This window comes from Streptomyces sp. NBC_01314 (assembly GCF_041435215.1).
Lineage (GTDB): Bacteria > Actinomycetota > Actinomycetes > Streptomycetales > Streptomycetaceae > Streptomyces.
In genome coordinates, this window is sequence record NZ_CP108394.1 from 3,915,592 (window position 1) to 3,931,097 (window position 15,506).

Here is a 15,506-nt window from a genome sequence, read left to right on the forward strand (position 1 = left end):
GCCGGAAAGGGGCGCAGCCCTGTCAGAGCCACCGCCCCGTCAGGGGCGGGGCTGTGCCGATGTGCGGCTCGGCAGCGTGGGCGCGACAAGCCACGACGAACGAGCAGCCCGCGACGCACGTTCGCCCCCACCCCGAACCCGACACCGGGTGCGGATCCGGATCCGCACCCCAACGTGGGAGAAGACCCCCGCCCACACCCCGGCCCACTCACCCCGCCTGGGCCTCCCCCGCCCCGTACAGAACCCGCTCCAGCGCCTCGTGCGTCACCCCGTGGTCCGCGAGGACCTCGGCCGGGACGCCGGGGCGGACGGTGAGGGCGAGGAGCAGGTGTTCGTCGCCGATGTGTCGGTCGCGGTGGGCGTGGGCGGTGCGGAGGGAGCGGGTGAGGACGTCCTTGGCGTCGCGGGTGAACGGGCGGTGGCCGGAGCGAAGCCCCCAGCCGCTCCTGGCGCCCTTCCGGTCCGACTCCAACGCCCCCACCCCGTGAGCCTCTTCGACTCGGGAGACGATCTCCGAGAGGTTGATGCCGAGGTCGGAGAGGGCGTCGACGTCGGCGCGGGAGAGGCCGCCCCGGCGGCGGGCCTCGGCGAGGGCCCGCTCCACGGAGTCCCGGCGGTCGGTCTCGGTGAGCCCCAGCGCGGCCAGGGCGAACGAGGCGCGGCTGGCTCTGCGGTCCAGCAGGGAGAGGAGGAGGTGCTCCTCGGTCACCTCCCTGGCGTGGGTGCGTTCGGCGTGGCCGACCGCGCCCAGGACCACGGCTCGGGCATCTTTCGTGAACCGTTCGAACATCAATGCCTCCCGTACTTCTTGTGCACGGCCTGCCTGCTCACTCCGAGTTCCGCGGCGATCTCCTGCCACGACCAGCCCTGATTGCGCGCGCTGCGCACCTGCACCGACTCCAGCTGCTCCAGCAGCCTCCGCAGCGCGGCGACGGCCCGCAGCCCGACCCGGGGGTCGCGATCGCCCGCGCGCTCGGCGAGATCCGTTGCTTCGGTCATGATGTCAACTTACGTTGACATCGCGGACCTCGTCAACCCCGGTTGACATGACGACGGCCGACCCGGAGAACCGGGCCGGCCGTCGTCGTCTCGACAGAGTCCGTCAGGGGCTGGTGAGCACGATCTTGCCGAACTGGTCGCCCGCTGCCAGGCGTTCGAAGCCCTCGCGGGCGCGGTCCAGTGGCAGTACCTCGTCGATGACGGGGCGGACGCCGGTCGCGGCGCAGAAGGAGAGCAGATCCTCCAGTTCGTCCTTGGTGCCCATGGTGGAGCCGACGACCTTGAGTTCGAGGAAGAAGATGCGGGTCAGTTCGGCGTGGGAGGGGCGGTCGCCGCTGGTGGCGCCCGAGATGACGAGACTGCCGCCGGGGCGCAGCGACTTCACCGAGTGGGACCAGGTGGCGGCGCCGACGGTCTCGATGACCGCATCGACGCGCTGCGACAGCCGCGCCCCCGACTCCAGGGCCTCCACCGCGCCCAGTTCCAGGGCCCGCTTGCGCTTGGCCTCGTCCCGGCTGGTGGCGAACATCCGCAGTCCGGCCGCCTTGCCCAGCACGATCGCGGCCGTGGCGACACCGCCGCCGGCGCCCTGGACGAGGACGGAGTCGCCGGGGCGTACGCCCGCGTTGGTGAAGAGCATGCGGTAGGCGGTCAGCCAGGCAGTGGGCAGGCAGGCGGCCTCCTCGAAGGAGAGTTCCGCGGGCTTGGGGAGCACGTTCCAGGTCGGGACGGAGACGAGTTCGGCGAAGGTGCCCTGGTAGCGCTCGGTGAGGATCGAGCGGGGTTCCTCGGGGCCGACGCCGTGGCCGGTCTGACCGATCACCGAGTGCAGGACGACCTCGTTGCCGTTCTCGTCGACGCCGGCGGCGTCACAGCCGAGGATCATGGGCAGCTTGTCCTCCGCGAGGCCCACCCCGCGCAGGGACCACAGGTCGTGGTGGTTCAGCGAGGCGGCCTTCACCTTCACGGTCGTCCAGCCGGGCCTCGCTTCCGGGGCCGGGCGGTCGCCCAACTCCAGTCCGTTGAGCGGTTGGTCACGGTCGATGCGGGCGGCATAGGCAGCGAACATGCGCCTGACCATAGGGGGACGCCGGGGGCGATGGAACCGAACACCACTGTGACACGCGTCCCGTCCCAGATCGGCCTCGGCGCCCGATAGCTCTGGGGTGGGGTTCGTCGGCGGGTGCGCGGGCCCGGTGGGGCTTCTCGCGCAGTTCCCCGCGCCCCTCAAAGCAGCGGCTGCGCCCCGCGCTTTTCGCCCCCGAGGAGCCGTAGGCCCTCAAGGGGCGCGGGGAACTGCGCGAGCAACCACAACTCACCCGCACCCGCCAACGCACCCGACCCCCCGAGCTATGAGGCCGGGGGGGCGAAGGGGCACAGCCCCTGGGGATGGGAATGGGTAGGGGCGGCGGGGGCGAAAAACCACCCCACACCGCCCCAGACATCAACGCCGAGCCACACCCTCCGCCCGAGCAGCCGCGGCAACCGCCGCGGTGACCGCCGGAGCGACCCGCTCGTCGAAGGGCGACGGGATGACGTAGTCCGCGGCGAGGTCGTCCCCGACGACCGCCGCCAGCGCCTCGGCAGCCGCGATCTTCATGCCCTCGGTGATCCGGGAGGCCCGCACCTGGAGAGCGCCCGCGAAGATCCCCGGGAAGGCGAGGACGTTGTTGATCTGGTTCGGGTAGTCGGAGCGCCCGGTCGCGACGACGGCCGCGTACTTGTGGGCGACGTCCGGGTGCACCTCGGGGTTGGGGTTGGCCATGGCGAAGACGAACGCGTTCTCCGCCATCGAGGCCACCGCCTGCTCCGGGACCGTACCGCCGGAGACGCCGATGAAGACGTCCGCGCCCGCGAGGGCGTCCTCCAGGGAGCCCGAGAGTCCGGCCTTGTTGGTGAGCTCGGCGAGCTCGCGCTTGACCGGGGTGAGGTCCTCGCGGTCCGCGGAGACGATGCCCTTGCGGTCGGCGACCGCGACGTCGCCGAGGCCGGCCTCCAGCAGCATCTTCGCGATGGCCACACCGGCCGCGCCCGCACCCGAGATCACGGCCCGCAGATCGCCCAGCCCGCGGCCGGTCAGCTTCGCCGCGTTCCGCAGCGCCGCCAGCGTCACGACCGCCGTGCCGTGCTGGTCGTCGTGGAAGACCGGGATGTCGAGGGCTTCCTGGAGCCGCTTCTCGATCTCGAAGCAGCGGGGGGCGGAGATGTCCTCCAGGTTCACGCCACCGAAGGAGGGCGCGAGGCGGACCACGGTCTCGATGATCTCGTCGACGTCCGTGCAGGCGAGCGCGATCGGCACCGCGTCGACGCCGCCGAACTGCTTGAACAGGATCGCCTTGCCCTCCATCACGGGGAGGGAGGCCTCGGGGCCGATGTCGCCGAGGCCGAGGACCGCCGTACCGTCCGTCACGACGGCGACGACCGACGACTTCCAGGTGTAGTCGTTGACCAGGTCGGGCTGCTCGGCGATGGCGGTGCACACCCGCGCGACGCCGGGCGTGTAGGCGAGGGACAGGTCGTCCTTGTCACGGATCGGCACGGTGGCCTGCACGGCCATCTTGCCGCCGCGGTGCAGCGCGAAGGCGGGGTCGATGGAGTCGAGGGAATTGAGAGGCTCCCCGCCGCCCTCCTGGCCCGTACTGCCGTCGCCGCTGCCGGTGCGAGGATTGACAATCTCCGCTGCCACTTTGTTTACCCCTTAGGTCTTCATGGTTTGAGGGTGTACCTCTCCCGGTTCGGGAGCGGGCGGGCACCGCGTAAGGCCCAGGTCACCGGTACGTACGGCGACGCCTGCGGGCTCGGACGCGACGGGCGCGCCGCACACGCGCCCTGGGCCCCGGATGAGGGGTGTGAGGAACCTTCTTACCGGACGGACGGTACCGACGACGAGTCCACACGTCCTCATACCTCGAAGGTCACAACTCGAAGGTCATTTGAAGACGATCATGGATCGTTCGACTCATCGACGGATGACGGGACAAGTCGGGCCACATCACGACAAGTCATGTACGGCTACGTGTGCGGAGTTCGCGGTCGACCGCATCCTGAGATGCGCCGAAGATCTTCCGGTGGGAAGGAGAGTTTCCCGCACAGGATCCGGTGTGATCACGTGGTCCGCGGCGGTTCGTGGGTCATTCGGGGATCACCCGTTATCCGATTTTGACATGGCTGGTCATCTGAATGCACATGCCCGAATGGCAAGATGCCGTAATCACACGAGGTCGCCACACTCGAAGACGCGTGTTAATCGTCGACCTGTCGGCAACTCCACACCACCCCGCCGGAGGAACCCACCATGACCGCAAGCACCACCTGTCGTACGACCGGCCTGCGTTCCCGTACAGCCGCTGTCGGAGCGATCGCGGTCGCGGGCGCCCTACTGCTCACCGGCTGCGGTGACCAGACCAAGAGCAAGGACGACGGTTCCGAGACCGCCTCCACCAGCGCGGCCCCGCTGGCCGACAAGCTTCCCGCGGCCGTCCGGGACAAGGGCGTGATCAACGTCGGTTCGGACATCGCGTACGCCCCGGTGGAATACAAGGACGAGTCCGGCAAGGTCGTCGGCATCGACCTCGACATCGCCGCGGCGATGGGCAAGCAGCTCGGCGTGGACTTCAAGTTCCAGAACGCCACCTTCGACACCCTCATCGGTGGTCTGGCGGCCAACCGGTACGACATCGCGATGTCGGCCATGACCGACACCAAGAACCGCCAGGAGGGCATCGACGCCGACACCGGCAAGAAGGTCGGCGCCGGCGTCGACTTCGTCGACTACTTCACCGCGGGTGTCTCGCTGTACACCAACAAGGGCGACGACCAGTCCATCAAGACCTGGGACGACCTCTGCGGCAAGACGATCGCCGTGCAGCGCAACACGTTCTCGCACGACCTCGCCAAGGACCAGGCGGCGAAGTGCAAGAAGGACGGCGGCAAGGCGCTCAAGATCGAGGACTTCGCCACCAACCCCGAGGCCGAGACCCGGATGCGTTCCAAGGGCGCGGACGTCGTCTCCGCCGACTACCCGGTCGCCGCGTACTCGGTGAAGACCTCGGGCGGCGGCGACTACTTCGAGATCGTCGGCGACCAGGTCGAGGCCGGCCCGTACGGCATCGCCGTCGGCAAGGACAACACCGAGCTGCGTGACGCGCTGCAGGCCGCCGTCCAGGCGATCATCGACAGCGGCGAGTACGAGAAGATCATCAAGAAGTGGGGCGTCGAGGACGGCGCGATCACCGAGGCCAAGGTCAACGGCGGCTCCTGAATCTCGGCTCGGTTCTGAAAGGCAAAGGCTCCACCCGTGACTGTTGACGTCAGCAAGACGGACGGTCCCTCGGACACTCCCCCCGCCGGTCCGGAGGCCCTCAAGGCCGTTCCGGTCCGGCACCCGGGGCGCTATGTGTCCGCGGCCATCGCGCTCGCTCTCCTCGGCTCGATCATCTACGCGTTCGCGCAGGCAAAGAAGATCAACTGGGGCGCGATCCCCGACTACTTCTTCGACGACCGCATCATCGAGGGTGTCCTGAACACCCTCCTGCTCACCGTGGTGTCCATGGTGATCGGCATCGTCGGCGGCGTCCTGCTCGCCGTGATGCGGCTGTCCAGGAACCCGGTGACCTCGTCGATCGCGTGGTTCTACATCTGGTTCTTCCGCGGCACACCGGTCCTGGTCCAGCTCTTCGTCTGGTTCAACCTCGGCCTGGTGTTCGAGTACATCAACCTCGGCCCGATCTACAAGGACTACTGGTCCTCGTTCATGACGCCGCTGCTGACGGCGCTGCTCGGCCTCGGCCTCAACGAGGCCGCGTACATGGCGGAGATCTGCCGCGCAGGGCTGCTGTCGGTCGACGAGGGCCAGACCGAGGCGTCGCACGCGCTCGGCATGAGCCACTCCAAGACCCTGCGCCGGGTCGTCATCCCGCAGGCGATGCGCGTGATCGTGCCGCCCACGGGCAACGAGGTCATCAACATGCTGAAGACCACGTCGCTCGTCTCGACGGTGCAGTACGTGGATCTGCTCAAGGCGGCCCAGGACATCGGCCAGGGCTCCGGCTCCACCGTGGAGATGCTGTTCCTCGCCGCCGCGTGGTACCTGATCCTGACCAGCATCTTCAGCGTCGGGCAGTACTACCTGGAGAGGTACTACGCGAAGGGCTCCTCGCGGACCCTGCCGCCGACACCGATGCAGCGTTTCAAGTCGGCCGTGCTGCCCGTGCGCCGCCCGAAGGGAGTCTCGGCATGACCGCCATGGTGAAGGCCGAGGGCATCCACAAGTCGTTCGGCCCCGTCGAGGTCCTCAAGGGCATCGACCTGGAGGTGCAGACGGGCGAGGTGTTCTGCCTCATCGGCCCGTCCGGCTCCGGCAAGAGCACGTTCCTCAGGTGCATCAACCACCTGGAGAAGATCAACTCCGGACGGCTGTACGTCGACGGCGAGCTCGTCGGCTACCGCCAGAAGGGCGACAAGCTGTACGAGCTCAAGGACAGCGAGGTCGCGGTCAAGCGCCGTGACATCGGCATGGTGTTCCAGCGCTTCAACCTGTTCCCGCACATGACGGCCGCGGAGAACGTCATGGAGGCGCCGGTCCAGGTCAAGGGCGTCAGCAGGGCCCAGGCCCGCGACCGCGCCCGCGAGTTGCTGGAGCGCGTCGGTCTCGGCGACAAGGCGGGCAACTACCCGTCGCAGCTCTCCGGCGGCCAGCAGCAGCGCGTGGCCATCGCCCGCGCGCTGGCCATGGAGCCGAAGCTGATGCTCTTCGACGAGCCGACCTCGGCGCTCGACCCGGAGCTCGTCGGCGACGTCCTCGACGTCATGCGCGACCTGGCCGAGTCCGGCATGACCATGGTCGTCGTCACCCACGAGATGGGCTTCGCCCGCGAGGTCGGCGACAGCCTGGTCTTCATGGACGACGGTGTGGTGGTCGAGTCCGGCAATCCCCGTGACGTGCTGACCAACCCTCAGGAGGAGCGCACCCAGTCGTTCCTTTCCAAGGTGCTGTAGAGCGGCGGCGCGACACGAGTAAGGGGCGGTACGGAATCCCGTACCGCCCCTTACTCGTGTTGTTGCTCGGGTGCGGGTGCGCGCGGCGCCCTACTTCACCGCCAGCACCAGCGAGTCGGAGGGCGAGCTCCACACCGCGCGGGCCTCGGCGAAGCCCTGCTCGCGCAGGACGCGGGCGTGCCAGCCGACGCTCTGGACGTCACCGTCGGCGTGCTCCCCGTAGATCTCGAAACGGCGGGCCGTCGGCGCGGCGAGCACGGGGTCCTGGGCGGCGAGCTGCCACCATTCGGCCCAGTCGACGACGCCGTCCGCCTTGGCTTGTTCCATACCCGCGTGACGGTGAGCGCGCTCCGCCGCGTTGATCCGGGGCGTCGTCTCGTCGATCATGTGGTCCGCGTTCATGAAGACACCGCCGTCGCGGACGAGCTCCGCGACCTGACCGTAGAGAGCGGCGAGGGGTTCACTGTGCAGCCAGTGCAGGGCTGTCGCCGTCAGGACGGCGTCGTACGAGTCGTACGGCAGCCGCGTCGTCCAGTCGGGGTCGGTGAGGTCGGCGGTGACGAAGGTGACCCGCCGGTCGCCCTCGAACGTGCCCTCGGCGATGGTGAGGAGTGCGGGGTCGAGGTCCACTCCGGTGCTGACGGCCTTCGGGAACCGCGCGAACAGTCTGGACGTGATGGAACCCGTGCCGCAGGCGAGGTCGAGGACGCGGGGCTCGGGGCCGGCGAAGGCCTCGACCATGTCCAGCATCACCCGGAACCGCTCCTCACGGTCCGGCAGGTACCACTCCTGCTGCCGGTCCCAGCTCTCCTGCCAGGCATGCCAGTCGGTTCCGGCCGTGGTGGTCATGAGGTCCCTTTCCTCCGCGTACCGCTTCATCCGCTCGCCACGTAATACCCTGTATGTACGAGCAGCCATTACCTGTCCCGCACGACGACAATAGAGCGCCCCCGTAAGGACTACAAGTGGAACTGGCCCATTACTCGGACTACGCCGTACGCCTCGTCAACACCGAGGAGCCGGTGCGGGGCAAGGACACGCTCACCTCGGTCGACGCCGTCCGCGACCTCTTCGGGCCCAGCCGGCAGGCGGCACGGCGGGCGACGGACGCCGATGTCACCCGGTTCCGGTCGGTGCGGGCCCGGCTGCGCTCGGTCTTCGAGGCGGCGAACGACGGCGACGAGACCCTCGCCGTGGACCTGCTGAACTCGCTGCTGCTGGAGTTCCCGGTGAACCCGCAGATCTCCGGTCACGACTTCCGGGACGACGACGGCCGCCCGCTGTGGCACATGCACCTGGCGGACCACCCCTCGAACGTGACGGCGGGCTACGCGGCGATCGCGGCGATGGGCCTGGCCTTCCACCTCACCGAGTACGGCGTGGACCGGCTCGGCCTGTGCGAGGCGGCGCCGTGCCGCAACGCCTACCTCGACACCTCCACCAACCGCTCCCGGCGCTACTGCTCGGACCGCTGCGCGACCCGCGCCAACGTGGCGGCCTACCGGGCCCGCAAACGCCTGGAGGCGGACCGGTCGCCGAGCACGGGCCGGGCGGCCGAGAGCGCCCAGCGGGCGAGCGCGAACGGCGAACGCTGACCGTCCGGCCGGGGCCGGTACCGGAACCGGACCTTGCCGAGTACGAGTTCGTCGGGCACGACCCCGTAGTCGGTGCTGTCCCCACCCGCGTACGTGTTGTCCCCGAGCACCCACCAGCCGCCGTCGCGCCGCTCGGCGATCCGCTTGACCACGAGCAGGTCCTGCTGGAAGGGGTGGCGCAGCACCAGCACGTCACCGACCCCGAGGCGGGCCCCGTAGTGGACGAGCAACTGGTCCCCGTGACGCAGCGTCGGAACCATGGACGGTCCTGTGACCTCGGCCACCCCGAAGGGCAGGAGGGCCCTCCCCCGCTCACTCTCCTGCGACAGCTCCGGCATCCCCGGCACCTCCCCGGTTCGTTCCTCCACCAGTCCCAGTCTGACCCCGGACTTTTGTCCTAAGCCCATGGGGGCACTCGCGAAAACCACTCTCGCAGGGAGTAATGTCCCACCTGAGAAGACGATCACGAGGAAGGAATGCTCCATGCTTTCCCGCCTGTTTGCCCCCAAGGTCAAGGTCAGCGCGCACTGCGACCTGCCCTGCGGTGTGTACGACCCGGCCCAGGCCCGCATCGAGGCGGAGTCGGTGAAGGCCGTGCAGGACAAGATGGCCGCCAACGACGACCCTCACTTCCAGGCTCGCGCGACCGTCATCAAGGAGCAGCGCGCCGAGCTCGCCAAGCACCACGTTTCGGTGCTGTGGAGCGACTACTTCAAGCCTCCGCACTTCGAGAAGTACCCGGAGCTGCACCAGCTGGTCAACGACGCCCTCAAGGCCCTCTCGGCCGCGAAGGCGTCCACCGACCCGGCGACGGGCCAGAAGGCGCTCGACTACATCGCCCAGATCGACAAGATCTTCTGGGAGACCAAGAAGGCCTGACCAGGCCTCTCTCGACCGCACCCGGTCCGTTTACCGCCGTCCCGCACGGCGGTGTGACGGGCCGGGTGCGGTCGTGTTCCGGGCCGGATGGGGTGGTGTGCCGGGCCGGGTGCGGTGTTGTTCCGGGCCCGGGGTGCGATTGGGCTACAGGCTTGGGGTTCGGTCGGGTTACAGGCTTGGGGTGCGGTCGGGTTCGGGCCCGGGTGCCGAGGATGTCTCCGCCGTGGGGGCCGCCTCAGAAAGCACGGCCCAGCAGCAGCACGGCGATGACGGCCAGGGAGACGCCGAAGACGATCTCGGAGTAGGCGCGACCCCGCACGCCGTGGCCGTCGACGGTCAGCCGGCTGGGGTCCTCCGGGGCGTGGAACAGGATGACCTGGGCGTTCTCACGGACCTTGACCGGATTCTTCCTGCTGCCCACACCGTGCCGGACGGTCCGGCCGTCCGGTGTGGTGAAGCTGACCAGCGGGTTGATCACCCACTTCCCTCTGCTGCGGGAGTGCGAGGCGGGGACACCGGGCACCGGGCCGACGACCCGGGCCTCGACGCGGACGCCGTGCTGCCGCAGGTCGTTGTCGTTCACCAGGCGGTACACGGCGGTACCGGCCCAGAAGAGGCCGGTGGCCAGGGGGATCAGGAAGGTCAGCAGGTCCAACGCGGGTTCCTTCAGGGAGAGGTGGCCGGAGCGGCTCACGGGCCGGTGTGCACGTAGGCCGCCCACAGCAGGGGGTCGGCGTTCCGCTGCCGGATGCGGCGGACGGCCGTCTGCAGGGCGAACGCGGAGCGGGCGGGGTCGAGGCGGTCGGGGACGTCGGGGTGGCGGAGCTCGGTGTAGAAACGTGCGGTCAGTTCCCGGGCCGTCGTGTCCTCGGCCACCCACTGGGCGGCCACGACATGGGTGAAGCCCGCCAGTTGCAGTGCTCCCGCGAGGTGCAGGGCCTCGTCGGGCAGCCGGGCCGTGCCCCGGGCCGTCTCGCAGGCCGACAGGAAGGCCAGTTCGGCGGTGTCGAGCCGGAGGCGGGCGATGTCCTCGACGGTGAGGAGAGCGGGTTGCCGGTCTCCGTGGCAGAACAGCCCGCTCCTGGCCGGGCGGGCCGGGTCGTGCCGGGCGTGCCCCGCGAAGTGCAGGCAGGAGTGGTTCGGCAGGGCCCTGCGGACGGCCCGCCGGTCGACCGTGGGCCCCGCCAGCAGCTTCCGCTCCCCGACCTGCGTGACCAGCCGTAGTGCCTCCTTGCGGGCGGACGGCAGCGGCAGGAGGCCCGGTACGTCGGACTGGTCGACGACGAGGACGCCGCCGGGCGCACGGTCACCGTCGTGCTGCCGTCGCCGTGCCCGGGCCAGGGACCGCAGCGTGGTGGCGTAGGAGCAGACGTACCGCTCGGGCAGCTCGCCGACGGCGTGCAGCGGGAGGAGAGCGAGCAGGCCGGTGGGGCACCACCACAGCCGGCCGGAGCTCCGGCCGGCGAGCCGCAGTCCGGTCAGGACCGGTGCCACGACCTCCTCCCGCAGCCACTCCAAGGTGTCTTCGAGCGCACGGCCCGCCTCGCTCGGAGACCGGCCCGCCGAGGAGAGCGCGGTCAGCAGCGTCTCTGCCCGCTCCTGGACCCCGCCGGGCCCGCCCAGGCGCAGGCCGGGCAGCGGTACGGTCCGCAGCGTGTCCCGAGTGACGATCAGCGCGTCACAGCGCAGGAAGCTCGTGTTGACGACCACCACGGCACCGTCGCCGGCCGCCTCCCGCAGTTCCTCGAAGGAGGGCGGCCGGAGGAAGTCGTCCAGCCCGAGCAGGTGGTATGCGCGGCGGGTCAACTCGTCCAGCTCTGCGGCCAGTTCACGCCGTTCGTGGGCCTCGGCCCACTGCTCGCGGGCCGGTGCCGTCGGGTCGACGAAGGCGGAGTCCGCCGAATGGAGGACGTCGCGGATCTCCGTGATGCGGTGGGCGAGCCGGGGCTCCTGCTCGGCCAGCTCCGTGTTGTCGAAGCGGGAGTCCACCGCCTGCGCCAGGAGCAGCCCTCGGCCCTGTTCCAGCAGTTGCAGGGCTGTTTCCGGCCGTCCTGTGGACAGGGCGGCGGCCGCCGCGTCGCAGGCGATGCTGTCCGAGACCGCCAGCCCGCTGATGCGGTCCTCGAACTCCAGACCGTGCCAGGCCATCAGCGGGAGCTGTGCGATCGCCAACCGGTAACCGTCGACGGCCTGGTGCCAGTCCTCCAGCATGGCGGACCGCAGTGCCCAGTGCGCGGCGGCGGAGAACCGCACCTTCGTCGGCACGCCCTCGACACCCGCCGCCTCCCGGAACACCGCACGGGCCTTCTCCAGGTCGTGGCGGGCGCCACCGTGCAGGGCCGCGAAGGTGTGCGCCTGGGCCAGACCGACGAGGAAGGACACCCTGCGCACGTCGTCCTCGGGCGTGGCCCGGAGGGCCGATTCCGCCACGTCGATCGCCTCGTCCAGATCGGCGGCGGAGTGCGTGAGTTCGTACCGGGCGAGGTGGGCCGTGGAGAGCCCGAGCAGGGACCTGGCCCGGGCCGGATGGCCGTCCGGGGTGGCACGGACGGCCTCCTGGAAGCAGCGGACCGCCTCGTCCGCGTCGCCCCGTCGCTTGTGCCGCGAGCAGCGGTCGAGGATGACCACGGCCAGGTTCGTCAGTGCCCCGGCCCGTCGCGCGTGCCCCTGCGGGTACGCCGCGACGGCCAGCCGGCCGGCGTCGATCGCCTCGTCCAACTCGTGGGCGGACTCGGTGCGTTCGTGCCGGTCGGACAGGGCGAGACAGAGGCCGGCGGCGGCCTCGCCCGCGCCCTCGCTGCCGGGGGCCGCCGCCTCCAGGGCCGCCCGCAGGACCTCGACGGCCTCGTCCAGATCGGCGAACGCGCCCGTCCGCTCGTACGTCCGGCGCAGCACCGTCCCCAGGTTCGTCAGCAGGACCGCCCGGTCGTGCGGCGGCGTCCCCGGCGGCACGATGGCGACGGCCTCCCGCCCCACCCGCGCTGCCTCCACCAGGTCCGCCGCCGTGTTCAGCCGGGTGTACCGGGCGGTCAGGGCGGCGACGAGATGCGCGAGCCACATGGCGCGCTCCGGATGACCGACGGGTACGGCGTCCACGGCCCGCCCGGTCAGCTCCACCGCCCTGTGCAGATCGCGGACGTCGTCCAGTCGCTCGGCCCGCTCCAGCAGCGCCATGCCGAGCGAGGAGAGCGCGTTCGCCGAGCCCGAGCCCGCATCCGCGTCCTCGGACGCGGCCTCGGACGCGATCGTCACGGCCTCCTCCAGGCGCCGGATCGCCTCGTCCAGCAGCGCGGGGTCGCCGGTGCGCTCGTACAGCAGGCCTAGGGAGCGGCCGAGGTTGAACAGCGTCGGCAGCGCCTGTGCTCCTTCGAGGACCCGCAGGTCCGCGCCCTCGCGCAGGACGGCGACGGCCCGGTCCAGCGCCTCGGACATGTCGCCGCGGCCGGCGTGCCGGAAACGGGTGGCCCGCGTCAGATGGGTGAGCCCGAGTTCGGCGAGGCACCGGGCGAGTTCCTCACTGCCGGCGGGTAAGCGACGGCACGTGGCTTCCAGGGCCGCGAGTGCCTCGTCGGCGGTGTCCTCTCCGCCACCCCGGGTTCCGCCGTCGCCGCACGAGCCTCCGGCGCCATCGCCCGCACCGCCCCCGCTGCCGGCACCGCCCGGCGCGAGTCGGTACCGCACCGCCAGCGCCTCCGCCAACAGCGCCTCGGCCCGTTCCCGCCCGGGGCCGACGGCGGCGGACACCGCCTGCCGGGCGAAGTCGACCCCGGCGTCGCCGTCCACGGGGTCCTGGGACTGCCGAAAGCGCCCGAGGTACGCACTGGCCGCCTCGTGGAGATACAGCGCGGCGGTGGCGCCCTCACTCGTCCGCAGCCCCTCCTGGCAGAGCGCCACGGCCTCGTCGATGTCCTGCGGTCTGCGCGTACGGTCGTAGCGGTACCGCAGGGCCACCACGAGCAGCCACATCCGTCGCGGACGCAACCCGGAGGGGACGGCCGCCAGTTCACGGCGCTCCAGGTCCACCAGGGCGTCGAAGTCGACGGTCTCCCCGAAGAGTTCGGCCTTCGTCGCGATGACGGCGGCAAGGTTGACCAGGTACAGGACGTACTCCGGATCCTCGGGGGAGCACAGCCGTGTCGCCCGCCGGGCATGGTCCAGTGCTTCCCGGAGACCATCGGCCCGCTCGGTCGCGTCCGTCGTGCGCAGGGCACGCCGGTGCAGCGCGACCCCGAGGTGGGACAGGTACATCGGGAGCTGCGGGTCGCGCGGGTCAGCCGCGCGTACGGCGTCGTGGAGGGCGTCGACGGCCTTCCGCACATCGGAGTCGACGGCGTCCCGCAGGTCGGTGTCGGCGGCGGCACGCAGCTCGGTGTTCACGGTGTCCCGCAGGCCGGTGCCGACGCCGTTCCCGTTCCGGCCGGCGCGGGCCAGGAGAGCCGTACCGAGGTGCGAGTGGAGCAGGGCGAGGGGCCGGGGCGCCGACCGCACGGCCTCGGTGGCGCACGCGACGGCCTCGTCGAGGACGGCGTCCGCGCTCGCGGGCCGGGTCTGGCAGAGCGCGTTGAGGGCGCCGCCGAGGTTGCCGTGGTACATCCACCGGTTCGGGTCACCCGTGTGCGCCGAGGCCACCGCACGCCGCCCCGACTCCACCGCCTCGTCCAGGTCGACCTCGTGTCCGCGCAGCACATAGCGATCCCGTAGCGCGCCGCACAGATTGGACAGCGTCATGGGACGGCCGGGATGCCGTTCGGGCAGGAGGTCACGGCAGCTGCGCAGCAGCGCGATCGCCTCGTCGAGCGCACGCGGGTCGCGTACGGCGCCCCAGTTCGCGTACAGCTCCAGGGCTCGTGCGCCCATACGGGCGACGTCGTCGTTCTCTGACATGCCGGGATTCTCGACCTCTCCTCTTCGAATCCTCTTCCGATCCCTTGCGAAACGGGACCCCGCCGCGCGCGGTGCGAGTGGTTCAGCCCCCGTCCGTGGCCAGCAGGAACAGCACCGCTCCGAGGACGACGGCGAGCGACGACAGCATCGTCTGCACCCGGGCCCTGCGCAGGGCTCCCCTCACCTGCCAGGCGTGGACGAGTTCCACCAGGGCCCGGCGGCGCGCGGTGGCGTGCGCGATGTTGACGCGGGCCGCGGTGAGGGCCCGGTGCAGTTCGGCGCTCCGGTCCTCGTCCCGCTCGCGGGCGAGACGTACCGTCAGGTTCACGGCCACGACGGTGTGCAGCCGGCAGGCCCGGTCGAGTTCCTCGACGGACCTGCCGAACGGGCCGAAGAACAGCTCGGGGGCGGCCGTGATCTCGGCGCGAAGGTCGGCGAGGGAAGGGTCCTGGAGCGACCGGAGCGTGGTGAACCGGGGGGTCAGCACTTCGCCGGTCCACCAGATCGCCCAGAAGACGCCCACCATCGCCAGGGCCAGTCCGCCGGCGGCCAGCGCGATGTCGCCGAGGCCGTGGACCTTACCGATGGCGGCCAGCGGAAACCCGCCGAGCAGCAGTCCGCCGACGGCGGCGGTGGCCATGATCGTCCAGCGCGCCACGGCGCGCATGTCGGCGACGGTGGCGTCCGCCGGCATGACCGCGGCCGCCTGTTCCCCGGTCGGCACGGGATCCTGAGCCTGGGGCACCCCGGGAAGCGGGGCGCTCATGACCGCACGGCACCGTCACCGTCGTCGTGCCGGAAGCGCACCCCCGAAAGGTCGCCGTCGTCGGGCAACTCCCCGTACGGGCGCCATGCGGTGCCGTCGTAGTGCTCGACCCGGCCGTCCTCGCCGATCCGGACGGCACCGGTCTCCGGAACTTCTCCGCTCCCGGTCGCCGGGAGTTCCTCGCTCTCCGAGGTGGTCCCGTCTTCTCGCGCCTGCGCACCCACGCCTGGAACTCCCCTACAGAGGCACCCGAGTGGGGAGAGGGTACCGCCGCCCGCTCACCCGGAAAGCCGAACACACTCGCACGGGTGACGCGGTCAACTCCGGGCGGTTCCGGGCCAGATCGCCGAGGCGTCGTCGCGGTCGGAGTCCGGGAGGCGGAGGGG

Annotated in this window: 15 protein-coding genes; 5 read left to right on the plus strand and 10 right to left on the minus strand. The window is 70.8% G+C overall.

All coding sequences use genetic code 11. The annotated features are described in order from the left end of the window. Positions 1 to 208: 208 nt before the first annotated feature. The 4 genes from OG622_RS17045 to OG622_RS17060 form a co-directional block, all read right to left on the minus strand. Positions 209 to 790, minus strand: coding sequence for a Clp protease N-terminal domain-containing protein (locus OG622_RS17045; RefSeq protein WP_371576939.1), 582 nt, complete (start codon positions 788 to 790; stop codon positions 209 to 211). Next, the gene (locus tag OG622_RS17050; RefSeq protein WP_007384656.1) at positions 790 to 999 is read right to left on the minus strand and encodes a helix-turn-helix domain-containing protein; all 210 of its coding nucleotides are present in this window, start codon (positions 997 to 999) and stop codon (positions 790 to 792) included. Before OG622_RS17050 ends, OG622_RS17045 begins: the two co-directional genes overlap by 1 nt. A 103-nt stretch (positions 1,000 to 1,102) precedes the next feature. Further along, complete coding sequence (locus OG622_RS17055) at positions 1,103 to 2,068, minus strand: zinc-binding dehydrogenase (RefSeq protein ID WP_371576940.1); 966 nt, start codon at positions 2,066 to 2,068, stop codon at positions 1,103 to 1,105. 375 nt (positions 2,069 to 2,443) lie between these two features. Next, on the minus strand, positions 2,444 to 3,685 hold the full coding sequence (locus OG622_RS17060) for an NADP-dependent malic enzyme (RefSeq protein ID WP_371576941.1): 1,242 nt from the start codon (positions 3,683 to 3,685) through the stop codon (positions 2,444 to 2,446). Positions 3,686 to 4,294: 609 nt separating this feature from the next. Between OG622_RS17060 and OG622_RS17065 the strand changes: the two genes are divergently transcribed. From OG622_RS17065 to OG622_RS17075, 3 genes are read left to right on the plus strand one after another with little or no spacing between them, the layout of a single operon-like run. Further along, positions 4,295 to 5,260 (plus strand): ABC transporter substrate-binding protein, encoded by a 966-nt coding sequence (locus tag OG622_RS17065; protein WP_371576942.1) that lies wholly within the window; start codon positions 4,295 to 4,297, stop codon positions 5,258 to 5,260. A 36-nt stretch (positions 5,261 to 5,296) separates the two neighbouring features. Continuing rightward, a complete protein-coding gene (locus OG622_RS17070; RefSeq protein ID WP_371576943.1) occupies positions 5,297 to 6,238 on the plus strand; it encodes an amino acid ABC transporter permease in 942 nt (313 codons plus the stop codon). Beyond that, a complete protein-coding gene (locus OG622_RS17075; RefSeq protein ID WP_371576944.1) occupies positions 6,235 to 6,996 on the plus strand; it encodes an amino acid ABC transporter ATP-binding protein in 762 nt (253 codons plus the stop codon). Before OG622_RS17070 ends, OG622_RS17075 begins: the two co-directional genes overlap by 4 nt. 90 nt (positions 6,997 to 7,086) lie before the next feature. On the opposite strand, the gene OG622_RS17080 is transcribed toward OG622_RS17075, so the two are convergent. Continuing rightward, positions 7,087 to 7,845, minus strand: a complete 759-nt coding sequence (locus tag OG622_RS17080; protein WP_371576945.1) for a trans-aconitate 2-methyltransferase — start codon at positions 7,843 to 7,845, stop codon at positions 7,087 to 7,089. A gap of 116 nt (positions 7,846 to 7,961) precedes the next feature. On the opposite strand from OG622_RS17080, the gene OG622_RS17085 reads away from it, so the two are divergent. Continuing rightward, on the plus strand, positions 7,962 to 8,591 hold the full coding sequence (locus OG622_RS17085) for an ABATE domain-containing protein (protein WP_371576946.1): 630 nt from the start codon (positions 7,962 to 7,964) through the stop codon (positions 8,589 to 8,591). Here OG622_RS17085 and sodX read toward each other — a convergent pair. Continuing rightward, positions 8,495 to 8,929, minus strand: a complete 435-nt coding sequence (gene sodX / locus OG622_RS17090; protein ID WP_037696611.1) for a nickel-type superoxide dismutase maturation protease — start codon at positions 8,927 to 8,929, stop codon at positions 8,495 to 8,497. The genes OG622_RS17085 and sodX overlap by 97 nt on opposite strands. A gap of 145 nt (positions 8,930 to 9,074) precedes the next feature. Here sodX and sodN point away from each other — a divergent pair, with 145 nt between their 5' ends. Then, a complete protein-coding gene (sodN, locus tag OG622_RS17095) occupies positions 9,075 to 9,470 on the plus strand; it encodes a superoxide dismutase, Ni (protein WP_005480378.1) in 396 nt (131 codons plus the stop codon). A 235-nt stretch (positions 9,471 to 9,705) separates the two neighbouring features. Here the strand turns inward: sodN and OG622_RS17100 are convergent, their stop codons facing one another. From OG622_RS17100 to OG622_RS17115, 4 genes are all read right to left on the minus strand, one after another. After that, positions 9,706 to 10,164, minus strand: coding sequence for a DUF3592 domain-containing protein (locus OG622_RS17100; RefSeq protein WP_371576947.1), 459 nt, complete (start codon positions 10,162 to 10,164; stop codon positions 9,706 to 9,708). Further along, positions 10,161 to 14,354, minus strand: coding sequence for a CHAT domain-containing protein (locus tag OG622_RS17105; RefSeq protein ID WP_371576948.1), 4,194 nt, complete (start codon positions 14,352 to 14,354; stop codon positions 10,161 to 10,163). Before OG622_RS17105 ends, OG622_RS17100 begins: the two co-directional genes overlap by 4 nt. An 82-nt stretch (positions 14,355 to 14,436) precedes the next feature. Further along, a complete protein-coding gene (locus OG622_RS17110) occupies positions 14,437 to 15,120 on the minus strand; it encodes a hypothetical protein (protein ID WP_371576949.1) in 684 nt (227 codons plus the stop codon). Beyond that, on the minus strand, positions 15,117 to 15,344 hold the full coding sequence (locus tag OG622_RS17115) for a hypothetical protein (protein WP_371576950.1): 228 nt from the start codon (positions 15,342 to 15,344) through the stop codon (positions 15,117 to 15,119). The genes OG622_RS17110 and OG622_RS17115 overlap by 4 nt, the downstream gene beginning before the upstream one ends. Positions 15,345 to 15,506 lie beyond the last annotated feature (162 nt).